General features: G+C 74.3%; 8 protein-coding genes. 7 read left to right on the forward strand and 1 reads right to left on the reverse strand.

Translation table 11 applies throughout. The features are described from left to right. Nucleotides 1–20 precede the first annotated feature (20 nt). From ACZ5ID_RS13540 to cobI, 7 genes are read left to right on the forward strand one after another with little or no spacing between them, the layout of a single operon-like run. A complete protein-coding gene (locus ACZ5ID_RS13540; RefSeq protein ID WP_468897016.1) occupies nt 21–950 on the forward strand; it encodes a cobalamin biosynthesis protein in 930 nt (309 codons plus the stop codon). Next, nucleotides 947–2,479 (forward strand): cobyric acid synthase, encoded by a 1,533-nt coding sequence (locus ACZ5ID_RS13545; RefSeq protein ID WP_468897018.1) that lies wholly within the window; start codon nt 947–949, stop codon nt 2,477–2,479. The genes ACZ5ID_RS13540 and ACZ5ID_RS13545 overlap by 4 nt, the downstream gene beginning before the upstream one ends. Continuing rightward, nucleotides 2,476–6,129: a cobaltochelatase subunit CobN gene (gene cobN, locus ACZ5ID_RS13550; protein ID WP_468897020.1), complete on the forward strand. Its 3,654-nt coding sequence runs from the start codon at nt 2,476–2,478 to the stop codon at nt 6,127–6,129. Before ACZ5ID_RS13545 ends, cobN begins: the two co-directional genes overlap by 4 nt. After that, complete coding sequence (locus ACZ5ID_RS13555; protein WP_468897022.1) at nt 6,126–8,132, forward strand: putative cobaltochelatase; 2,007 nt, start codon at nt 6,126–6,128, stop codon at nt 8,130–8,132. The genes cobN and ACZ5ID_RS13555 overlap by 4 nt, the downstream gene beginning before the upstream one ends. Then, nucleotides 8,132–8,734 (forward strand): cob(I)yrinic acid a,c-diamide adenosyltransferase, encoded by a 603-nt coding sequence (gene cobO / locus ACZ5ID_RS13560; RefSeq protein WP_468897024.1) that lies wholly within the window; start codon nt 8,132–8,134, stop codon nt 8,732–8,734. Before ACZ5ID_RS13555 ends, cobO begins: the two co-directional genes overlap by 1 nt. Next, the gene (locus ACZ5ID_RS13565; protein WP_468897026.1) at nt 8,728–10,176 is read left to right on the forward strand and encodes a cobyrinate a,c-diamide synthase; all 1,449 of its coding nucleotides are present in this window, start codon (nt 8,728–8,730) and stop codon (nt 10,174–10,176) included. Before cobO ends, ACZ5ID_RS13565 begins: the two co-directional genes overlap by 7 nt. Then, nucleotides 10,173–10,901 carry a precorrin-2 C(20)-methyltransferase gene (cobI, locus tag ACZ5ID_RS13570; protein WP_468897028.1) on the forward strand — a complete coding sequence of 243 codons (729 nt, stop codon included), beginning with the start codon at nt 10,173–10,175 and terminating at the stop codon, nt 10,899–10,901. The genes ACZ5ID_RS13565 and cobI overlap by 4 nt, the downstream gene beginning before the upstream one ends. A gap of 41 nt (nt 10,902–10,942) precedes the next feature. On the opposite strand, the gene ACZ5ID_RS13575 is transcribed toward cobI, so the two are convergent. Continuing rightward, nucleotides 10,943–11,662: a ZIP family metal transporter gene (locus ACZ5ID_RS13575; protein WP_406555371.1), complete on the reverse strand. Its 720-nt coding sequence runs from the start codon at nt 11,660–11,662 to the stop codon at nt 10,943–10,945. Nucleotides 11,663–11,695: the final 33 nt, after the last annotated feature.

Consider the following 11,695-nt stretch of genomic DNA (forward strand, 5'->3'; position numbering starts at 1 on the left):
CGTTGCGGCGGGCTGATCCCATGCGTGCCGATCGCACCTTCGCGTACGGCGCCACCGCCGGTCTCCTCGGCGACCTCCTCCTCGGCGACCCCCGCCGCGGACATCCGGTCGCCGCGTTCGGCCGTGCCGCGGCGGCCGTCGAGCGCGCGCTGTGGCGCGACCACCGTGGCTGGGGCGCGCTGCACACCGCTGTGTGCGCCGGAGGCGCCGCGGGCGCCGCGCTGCTCGCCACCCGTGCCGTACGCCGCCGGCCCGCCGCATCCATCGCGCTGACCGCCGCCGCCACCTGGGCCGTGGTGGGCGGCACTTCGCTGGGCCGGGAGGCCCGGGCGATCGGCGCGGCCCTCCAGTCGGGCGACGTCGAGGCGGCCCGCGCGCGGCTGCCGCACCTGTGCGGGCGCGACCCTCAGTCCCTGGACGCGCCCGGCATCGCGCGCGCGGTCGTCGAGTCCGTCGCCGAGAACACCTCGGACGCCGTGGTGGGCGCGCTGGTGTGGGGGGCGCTCGCGGGCGTGCCGGGTCTGGTGGCGTTCCGCGCGGTCAACACCCTGGACGCGATGGTCGGCCACCGCTCGCCGCGCCATCTGCGGTACGGGTGGGCCTCGGCGCGCCTGGACGACGTGGCGGGCTGGCCGGGCGCCCGGCTGACCGCCGCGCTCGCGGTCGCGGCGGGCGGCGCGCCGCGCGCCGCCACGCGCGCGTGGCGGCGGGACGCGGCCAAGCACCCGAGCCCCAACGCCGGTCCCGTGGAGGCGTCGTTCGCGGGGGCGCTCGGCGTACGGCTCGGCGGCACCCTCTCGTACGGCGGCCGTGTCGAGCACCGGCCGGTGCTGAACGGGGACGGCCGCGCGGTGGAAGTGGCGGACATCGAGCGGGCGGTGCGGCTGTCGCGCCGGGTGGGCTGGCTGGCGCTGGGTGTGGCGATCGCGGTGAGGAAGGTACGGACATGAGCGGTGGACTGCTGGTCGCGGGCACCACGTCGGACGCGGGCAAGAGCGTCGTCACCGCCGGGATCTGCCGGTGGCTGGTGCGCCGGGGTGTGAAGGTCGCGCCCTTCAAGGGACAGAACATGTCCCTCAACTCCTTCGTGACGCGCGAGGGCGCGGAGATCGGGCGCGCGCAGGCGATGCAGGCGCAGGCGGCGCGCGTGGAGCCGTCCGCGCTGATGAACCCCGTGCTGCTCAAGCCGGGGAGCGACCGTTCGAGCCAGGTCGTGCTGATGGGCAGACCGGTGGGCGAGCTGAGCGCCCGCGGCTACCACGGCGGACGCCAGGAGGCGCTTCTGGGCACGGTCGTGGACTGCCTGGAGCGGCTGCGGGGCACATATGACGCCGTGATCTGCGAGGGGGCGGGCAGCCCGGCCGAGATCAATCTGCGGCGCACCGACATCGTCAACATGGGCATCGCGCGCGCCGCGAGGCTGCCGGTGGTGGTGGTCGGCGACATCGACCGGGGCGGGGTGTTCGCCTCGTTCTTCGGTACGACGGCGCTGCTGAGCCCCGAGGACCAGGCGCTGGTCGCCGGGTACATCGTCAACAAGTTCCGCGGCGACGTCTCGCTCCTTCAGCCCGGCATCGACATGCTGCGCGGGCTCACCGGGCGGCATACGTACGGGATCCTGCCGTTCGCGCACGGGCTCGGCATCGACGAGGAGGACGGCCTGCGGGTGTCGCTGCGCGGCGCCGTGCGCGAGTCCGTGGTGGCACCGCCGGTCGGCGAGGACGTGCTGCGGGTCGCGGTGTGCGCGGTGCCGCTGATGTCCAACTTCACGGACGTGGACGCGCTCGCCGCCGAACCGGGCGTGATCGTACGGTTCGTGGACCGGCCCGAGGAGCTGGCCGACGCCGATCTGGTCGTGGTGCCGGGAACCCGGGGCACGGTCCGGGCGTTGGAGTGGCTGAGGGAACGGGGGCTGGCGCGGGAGCTGGCGCGCAGGGCGGCCGAGGGGCGCCCGGTGCTGGGGATCTGCGGCGGCTACCAGCTGCTCGGCGAACACATCGAGGACGAGGTCGAGTCACGGGCGGGTTCCGTGACGGGTCTCGGACTGCTGCCCGTGCGGGTGCGGTTCGCGGCCGAGAAGACCCTCGCCCGGCCGGCCGGCGAGGCGCTGGGCGAGCGCGTGGAGGGATACGAGATCCACCACGGCGTCGCCGAAGTGCTGGGCGGGGACCGGTTCATCTGCGATGACGACGGAAACGGCCTGGACGGATGCCGGGTCGGTGCGGTCTGGGGGACGCACTGGCACGGGGCACTGGAGAGCGACGGATTCAGACGACGGTTCCTGGAGCGGGTCGCGAGCGCCGCCGGCCGGCGTTTCGTGCCCGCCCCCGACACGTCGTTCGGGGTGCTGCGCGAAGAGCAGCTGGACCGCCTCGGCGACCTCATCGAAGAACACGCGGACACGGACGCGCTCCTGCGGCTGATCGAGCAGGGCGCGCCCGCAGGACTTCCCTTCATCGCACCTGGAGCACCCGCATGAGCACTGTGCTGTTGTTGTCGACCGCCGACACGGATCTACTGGCGGCCCGGGCCTCCGGGGCGCCCTTCCGGATCGGCAACCCCACCCGTATCGACGTGGCGGAGGAGCTGCCCGCGCTGATCAAGGGCGCGTCGGTGGCCGTCGTGCGCCTGCTGGGCGGCAAGCGCGCCTGGGAGGACGGGCTCGCCGCGCTGAAGGCGTCCGGCATCCCCACGGTGCTGCTGGGCGGCGAGTCCGTGCCGGACGCGGAGCTGATGGCCGAGTCCTCGGCCCCGGCCGGCGTGGTCGCCGAGGCCCTGCGCTATCTGGTCGAGGGCGGTCCCGGCAACCTCGTGGAGCTGTCGCGGTTCCTCTCCGACACCGTGCTGCTCACGGGCGTCGGCTTCGCGGAGCCGCAGAAGATGCCCGAGTGGGGCGTGCACGGCACGCGCGCGTACGTGGAGGGCCGCCCCACGGTCGGCGTGCTCTTCTACCGCGCCCACCAGCTCTCCGGGAACACCGCCTTCGTCGACGTGCTGTGCGACCGCATCGAGGCCCAGGGCGCCAACGCCCTCGCGGTGTACGTGGGTTCGCTGCGCGGCGCGGACCCGGCGCTCTACGAGACGCTGGGCCGGGCGGACGCGCTGATCGCCACCGTCCTGGCGGCGGGCGGCACCACCGCCTCGCAGGCGAGCGCGGGCGGCGACGAGGAGGCGTGGGACATCGGCGCCCTGGCCGACCTGAACGTGCCGGTGCTCCAGGGGCTCTGCCTCACCTCCTCCAAGGCCGCCTGGGAGGCCTCGGACGCGGCGCTCTCCCCCATGGACGCGGCGATGCAGGTCGCCATCCCCGAGTTCGACGGCCGGCTGATCACCGTCCCGTTCTCCTTCAAGGAGCAGGGCCCCGACGAGGTGCCGGTCTACGTCGCCGACCCCGAGCGGGCCTCGCGCGTGGCCGGGATCGCGGTGCGCCACGCCCGTCTGAAGCACAAGCCGAACGCGGAGAAGAAGCTGGCGCTGGTCTTCACCGCCTACCCCACCAAGCACTCGCGCGTCGGCAACGCGGTGGGTCTGGACACCCCCGCCTCCGCCGTCCGCGTCCTGGACGCGCTGCGGGACGCCGGTTACCGGGTGGAGGGCCACCCGGACAACGGTGACGAGCTGATCCACCGGCTGATCAACGCGGGCGGCCACGACGTGGAGTGGCTCACCGAGGAGCAGCTCGCGGCGGCCCCCGCGCGCGTGCCGCTCGCGGACTACCGCGCCTGGTTCGAGAAGCTGGAGCCGGAGCTGCGCGACGGCATGCTGGAGCACTGGGGCGAGCCCCCGGGCCAGTTGTACGTGGACGGCGACGAGATCGTGCTCGCCTCCCTGCAGTTCGGCAACGTCGTGGTGATGATCCAGCCGCCGCGCGGCTTCGGCGAGAACCCGATCGCGATCTACCACGACCCGGACATGCCCCCCTCGCACCACTACATGGCCGCCTACCGCTGGCTGGAGAACAGTTTCGGCGCCGACGCGATCGTCCACATGGGCAAGCACGGCACCATGGAGTGGCTGCCCGGCAAGGGCCTCGGGCTCTCCTCGGGCTGCGGCCCGGACGCGGTCCTGGGCGACCTTCCGCTGGTCTACCCGTTCATCGTCAACGACCCGGGCGAGGGCACCCAGGCCAAGCGGCGCGGCCACGCCACGGTCGTGGACCACCTCGTCCCGCCGATGGCCCGCGCCGACACCTACGGCGACCTGGCCAAACTGGAGCAGCTCCTCGACGAGTACGCGCTGGTGAGCGACCTCGACCCGACGAAGGCCCCGGCGGTGCGGGCCCAGATCTGGACGCTGGTCAAGGCCGCCGAGCTCCACCACGACCTGCACGTCGACGAGCAGCCGGACGACGGCGACTTCGACGAGTTCGTCATGCACATCGACGGCTACCTCTGCGAGATCAAGGACGTCCAGATCCGCGACGGCCTGCACATCCTGGGCGGCGGCCCCGAGGCCGAGCCCCGGGTCAACCTGGTGCTCGCGGTGCTGCGCGCCTCCCAGGTGTGGGGCGGTCAGGCCAACGCGCTGCCCGGTCTGCGCGCCTCCCTTGCCGAGCACTTCGGCCTGGTGGAGAAGGAGCTGCTGGCCGAGCCGGGCGCGCCGGTGAAGGTCCCGGTGGAGCTCACCGACCTGGTCGAGGGCCCCGCGCGTACCGCGGCCGACACGATCGACCTGCTGGAGCACCTGTGCCGCCGTCTGGCGGAGGGCATGGAGGAGCGCGGCTGGTCGGTGCCGGCGTGCGGCCCGCTGGTGGCCGAGGTGCTGGGCGCCGAGCTGCCGGACGCGGTGGCGGTGCTGGAGTTCGCCTGCCGCGAGGTGGTGCCGCGCCTGGCGCGCACGACCGACGAGATCACCCACATCCTGCGGGCGCTCGACGGCGGCTACGTCCCGGCGGGCCCGTCCGGCTCCCCCACCCGGGGTCTGGTCAACGTCCTGCCGACCGGCCGCAACTTCTACTCGGTGGACCCCAAGGCCATCCCCTCGCGGCTGTCCTGGGAGGTCGGCCAGGCGCTCGCCGACTCGCTGGTGGCGCGCTATCTGGCGGACACCGGGGCGTACCCGAAGTCGGTGGGCCTCACCGTGTGGGGCACCTCCGCGATGCGCACCCAGGGCGACGACATCGCCGAGATCCTGGCGCTGCTGGGCTGCCGTCCGGTGTGGGACGAGGCGTCCCGCCGCGTCACCGGCTTCGAGGTGGTCCCGGTCGCGGAGCTGGGCCGTCCCCGTATCGATGTGACGGTCCGCATCTCCGGCTTCTTCCGGGACGCCTTCCCGCACGTGGTCGGGCTGCTCGACGACGCGGTGCGGACGGTGGCGGAGCTGGACGAGCCGGCCGAGTCCAACTACGTCCGGGCGCACGCCGACGAGGACACCGCCGAGCACGGCGACCGGCGCCGCGCCACGGCCCGTATCTTCGGCTCCAAGCCGGGGGCGTACGGGGCGGGTCTGCTCCCCCTGATCGACGCGCGCAACTGGCGCAGCGACGCCGACCTCGCCGAGGTGTACGCGGTGTGGGGCGGCTACGCGTACGGACGCGGTCTCGACGGGCGCGCGGCGCGCGGCGACATGGAGACGGCGTTCCGCCGGATCGCGGTGGCCGCGAAGAACGTCGACACCCGCGAGCACGACCTGGTCGACGCCGACGACTACTTCCAGTACCACGGCGGCATGGTCGCCATGGTCCGCCATCTGACGGGCGAGTCGCCCGAGGCGTACGTGGGCGACTCGGCCACTCCCGACCAGATCAAGACCCGCACCCTGGGCGAGGAGACCCACCGCGTCTTCCGCGCGCGCGTGGTCAACCCGCGCTGGATGGCGGCGATGCGGCGCCACGGCTACAAGGGCGCCTTCGAGATGGCCGCGACCGTGGACTACCTGTTCGGGTACGACGCGACGGCGGGCGTGGTCGACGACTGGATGTACGAGAAGCTCAGCGCCGAGTACGTGTTCGACGAGACGAACCGGGACTTCATGAAGAAGTCCAACCCCTGGGCGCTGCGCGGCATCACGGAACGGCTGCTGGAGGCCGCCGACCGCGGCCTGTGGGCCGAACCGGACGCGGAGACGCTGGAGCAGCTCCGCGCGACCTATCTGCAGCTTGAGGGCGACCTGGAGGGTGACGACGCATGAGCACGCCTTATCCGTTCACCGCGATCGTCGGTCAGGACGATCTGCGCCTGGCCCTCCTGCTGAACGCGGTGAGTCCCGCCGTCGGCGGTGTCCTCGTCCGGGGTGAGAAGGGCACCGCGAAGTCGACGGCCGTACGGGCGCTCTCCGCGCTGCTGCCCGAGGTCGAGGTGGTCACGGGCTGCCGGTTCTCCTGCGACCCGGCCGCGCCCGACCCGGCGTGCCCCGACGGGCCGCACGAGGCGGGGACCGGGGCCGCCCGGCCCGCCCGGATGGTGGAGCTGCCGGTCGGCGCCTCCGAGGACCGTCTCGTGGGCGCGCTCGACATCGAGCGGGCGCTCGCCGAGGGCGTGAAGGCCTTCGAGCCCGGACTGCTCGCCCACGCGCACCGCGGCATCCTCTACGTGGACGAGGTCAACCTCCTCCACGACCACCTGGTCGACCTGCTGCTCGACGCCGCCGCGATGGGCGCCTCGTACGTGGAGCGCGAGGGTGTCTCCGTGCGGCACGCCGCGCGCTTCCTGCTGGTGGGGACCATGAACCCGGAGGAGGGCGAGCTCAGGCCGCAGCTCCTGGACCGGTTCGGGCTGACCGTGGAGGTCTCGGCGTCCCGGGAGCCGGACCAGCGGGTCGAGGTGGTCCGCAGGCGCCTGGCGTACGACGACGAGCCGGCCGCGTTCGCGGCGCGCTGGGCCGACGAGGAGAGCGCGGTACGGGCGAGGATCGTCGCCGCGCGGGCGCTGCTGCCCCGGGTCCGGCTCGGCGACGGCGCGCTGCGCCAGATCGCGGCCACCTGCGCGGCCTTCGAGGTCGACGGGATGCGGGCCGACATCGTGATGGCGCGCACCGCGACGGCGCTGGCCGCCTGGGCGGGGCGTGAGGAGGTACTCGCCGAGGACGTCCGGCAGGCGGCGCTGCTGGCGCTGCCGCACCGCCGCCGGCGCAATCCGTTCGACGCCCCGGGCCTGGACGAGGACAAGCTCGACGACACGCTCCAGGAGTTCGGGGACACGGGCGAGGACGACGACCCGGACCCGGACGGGCCGGGCGGCGGAGGCGGACAGCCCCCGCGGGACGGCGGCCCCACGCCGGAGGCGGGCGCGGGCGACACCCCGGCGCGCCCCGAGGCGGGCGAGGGCGGCGAGCCGCAGCCGTCGGGCGCGGGCGAGCAGCAGGCCGTCCGGGCGGGTGAGCCGTTCCGTACGAAGACGCTGAGCGTGCCGGGCCTCGGCGAGGGCGCGGCCGGACGCCGTTCGCGGGCCCGCACGGCGCACGGGCGCACCACCGGCGCCCGCCGCCCCCAGGGCGCGCTGACCAAGCTGCACCTGGCGGCGACGGTCCAGGCAGCCGCGCCGCACCAGCGGGCGCGCGGGCGTTCGGGGCGCGGCCTGGTCGTCCGGCGCGACGATCTGCGCCAGGCGACCCGGGAGGGCCGCGAGGGCAATCTGGTGCTCTTCGTCGTCGACGCCTCGGGGTCGATGGCGGCCCGGCAGCGGATGGGCGCGGTCAAGGGCGCGGTCCTGTCGCTGCTGCTCGACGCGTACCAGCGGCGGGACAAGGTCGGACTGATCACCTTCCGGGGCAAGGACGCGGAGGTGGCCCTGCCGCCGACGTCGTCGGTGGAAGCGGCGGCGGCCCGGCTGGAGACGCTGCCGACGGGCGGGCGCACCCCGCTCGCGGCCGGACTGCTGAAGGCGCACGACGTGCTGCGCGTGGAGCGGATGCGCGATCCGTCGCGCCGGCCGCTGCTCGTGGTGGTGACGGACGGGCGGGCCACCGGCGGTGTCGACCCGGTGGCGCTGGCGGGCCGTTCGGCCCGGCTGCTGGCGGCGGAGAAAGTCGCGTCGGTGGTCGTGGACTGCGAGGCGGGCGCGGTGCGCCTGGGGCTCGCGGCGGAGCTGGCGCGCGAGCTGGGCGGCCCGGCGGTGACGCTCGACGAGCTGCGGGCCGACTCGATCGCGGGTCTGGTCAAGGACGTACAGGGGACGAACAGGAGGGCCGCCTGATGCCGCAGGGACAGCCGAGTGTGGTGCCGGAGGACGGCCTGACGACCCGCCAGCGGCGTAACCGGCCGCTGGTCGTGGTCCACACGGGCATCGGCAAGGGCAAGTCGACGGCCGCTTTCGGGCTCGCGCTGCGGGCCTGGAACCAGGGCTGGCCGATCGGGGTGTTCCAGTTCGTCAAGTCGGCGAAGTGGAAGGTCGGCGAGGAGAACGCGCTGAAGGTGCTCGGCGCCTCCGGCGAGGGCGGCAGCGTCGCCTGGCACAAGATGGGCGAGGGCTGGTCCTGGGTCCAGCGCGACCTCGACAACTCGACCAACGAGGAGAAGGCCCGCGAGGGCTGGGAGCAGGTCAAGCGGGACCTGGCGGCCGAGACGTACCAGCTGTACGTGCTCGACGAGTTCGCCTACCCGATGCACTGGGGCTGGATCGACACGGCCGAGGTCGTCGCGGTGCTGCGGGACCGTCCCGGCACCCAGCACGTGGTGATCACGGGGCGCAACGCCCCGCGGGAGCTGGTGGACTTCGCGGACCTGGTGACCGACATGTCCAAGGTCAAGCATCCGATGGACGCCGGCCAGAAGGGGCAGCGGGGCATCGAGTGGTAGCACGTCTCGTCATCGCGGCCCCCTCGTCGGGCAGCGGGAAGACCACGGTCGCGACGGGCCTGATGGCCGCGCTCGCCGCGACCGGGCTGACCGTGTCCCCGCACAAGGTCGGCCCCGACTACATCGACCCCGGCTACCACGCCCTGGCCACGGGGCGCCCGGGGCGCAACCTCGACGCGTACCTGTGCGGGGAGCCGCTGGTGGCTCCGCTGTTCGCGCACGGGGCGCGGGGGTGCGACATCGCGGTGGTCGAGGGCGTGATGGGGCTGTACGACGGGGCGGCCGGGCTCGGTGAGCTGGCCTCCACCGCCCAGGTGGCGAAGCTGCTGCGGGCGCCGGTGGTCCTGGTCGTCGACGCGTCTTCGCAGTCGCGGTCGGTGGCGGCGCTGGTGCACGGCTTCGCGTCCTGGGATCCCGGGGTGCGGATCGGCGGGGTGATCCTCAACAAGGTGGCCTCCGACCGGCACGAGGCGCTGCTGCGGGAGGCGCTGGACGAGTCCGGCGTCCCCGTGCTCGGGGCCCTGCGCCGCGCGGCTCCGCTGTCGACCCCCTCGCGCCACCTGGGCCTGGTGCCGGTGGCCGAGCGGCGCGCCGACGCGGTGGCCGCGGTGGCGGCGATGGCGGAGCAGGTGCGGCGGGGCTGCGATCTGGCCGCGCTGGTGGCGCTGGCCCGCTCGGCGCCGGACCTGGGCTGCGGGCCGTGGGACGCGGCGGCGGCGCTGCTCCCCCACCCCGCCCCTTCCCTGAACCCTCCGGGGGCGGGGGAAGGTGCCCTTGAGGGGCGCGGGGAACTGCGCGACCAGCCACAGACTGCCCGCAGACGAACACCGGGCTCAGGGCCGCGCCCCGTCGTCGCCCTCGCCGGCGGCCCCGCCTTCACCTTCTCGTACGCCGAGCACGCCGAACTGCTCGCCGCCGCCGGGGCGGACGTCGTGGTGTTCGATCCGCTCAGGGACGAGGCGCTTCCCGAGGGCGCCGCCGGGCTCGTCATCGGCGGCGGCTTCCCCGAGGTCTACGCCGCCGGGCTCAGTGCCAACGAGCCACTGCGCAAGGCCGTCGGCGAGCTGGCGCGGTCGGGGGCGCCCGTCGCGGCCGAGTGCGCCGGGCTGCTCTATCTGGCGCGTTCGCTCGACGGACAGCCGATGTGCGGCGTCCTGGACGCCGACGCGCGGATGACGGAACGGCTGACACTCGGGTACCGCGAAGCCGTGGCCGTGGGCGACAGTTGCCTGGCCGAGGCCGGCACCCGGCTGCGCGGCCACGAGTTCCACCGGACCGTCCTCGACCCGGGGGCCGGACCCGCGCCCGCGTGGGGTCTGGTGCACCCGGAGCGCCGGGTCGAAGGGTTCGTACAGCAGGGCGTGCACGCGAGCTATCTGCACACGCACTGGGCCGCCCGGCCCACCATCGCCCGTCGGTTCGTCGAGAGGTGCCCGCAATGAGCAAGCTGGTCGGAGTCGGAGTGGGGCCCGGCGACCCGGAGTTGGTGACCGTCAAGGGCGTCAAGGCGCTCCAGGCCGCCGACGCGGTCGTCGTGCCCGTGATGGACACCGGGGAGCGCGGTCGCGCCGAGGCGACCGTGCTCCACTACGTGGACGGCGCCAAGGTCGTCCGGGTCGTCTTCGCGCTCAACGAGCGCACCGACCACGCCCGGCGCCAGGCGGCCTGGGACGCGGCGGGCGAGACCGTCGCCGCGCTGCTGCGCGCGCACGAGCGCGTCGCCTTCGCGACCATCGGCGACCCCAACGTGTACTCGACCTTCACCTACCTCGCCCAGACCATCACCGAGCTGGTGCCGGGCACGGAGATCGACACCGTGCCGGGGATCACCGCGATGCAGGACCTCGCCGCGCGTTCGGGCGCCGTGCTCACCGAAGGCACGGAGCCGCTCACCCTGGTCCCCGTCACCGCCGGGGCGACCGTGCTCAAGGACGCGCTGGAGGGGCCCGGCACGGTCGTGGCGTACAAGTTCGGCCGCCAGGCCGGAGAGGTGGCGGCGGCGCTGCGGGCGACCGGGCGGATCGACGACGCGGTGTGGGGCTCGGCGCTGGGCCTGGACGAGGAGCTCATCAGCCCGGCCGCCGAGCTGGACGGCCGCGCACTGCCCTACCTCTCGACGCTCATCGCGCCCGCGCGGCGCGAGGGCGGACGCGGCGGCAAGCTGTGACCCCGCCGCCGCCCCTGCCCCCGGCCCGGCGCCCGGCGGGCTCACCCCGCGATGCCCACCACCAGCCAGATGAAGGCCACGCCCGCGACCGTGCACAGCAGGGTCGAGCGGGCCGGGTGGTCGTGGTGGGCCTCGGGCAGGATCTCGGCGGCGGCCAGGTACAGCAGCACCCCGCTGAAGAAGCCCAGATAGCCGCCGAGCAGCTCGGCCGGAAGGGTGAACAGCAGGGTGGACGCGGCGCCGGCCATCGGAGCCAGCGCGTCCGCGACCAGCATGGCCACGGCCTTGCGCTTCTCGTTCCCGTACAGGCTGGTGATCGTGTACGTGTTGAAGCCGTCGGCGAAGTCATGGGTGATCACCGCGACCGCCACGGCCGCCCCCATCCCGCTCCCGACCTGGAACGCGGCGCCGATCGCGATGCCGTCCATCAGGCTGTGCCCGACCATCGCCGCGGCGGCCGTCAGGCCCACCTGCGGCGCCCTCTCGTCCGCCCCGTGGGCCGCCCGGCGCACCGCCAGCAGGCGTTCCACCAGGTGGGCGAGGAGGAAGCCGCCCACGAACAGCAGCAGCGCGGCCGGTACGCCGAAGACGTCGTCGCCGGCCGCGTCCAGCGCCTCCGGCAGCAGGTCGAGCCCGACCACCCCGAGCATCAGGCCGCCCGCCAGTCCCAGCACCAGATGGCGCCGGTCGGTGACGCGCTGGGCCGTCCAGCCGCCGACCAGTGTCATCAGGAAGGCGCCGAGCGCCACGATCACCACCATGCGCCCTTGCTAACCGACTGACCCACCCCCGCG

This window comes from Streptomyces sp. NPDC031670 (assembly GCF_055580545.1).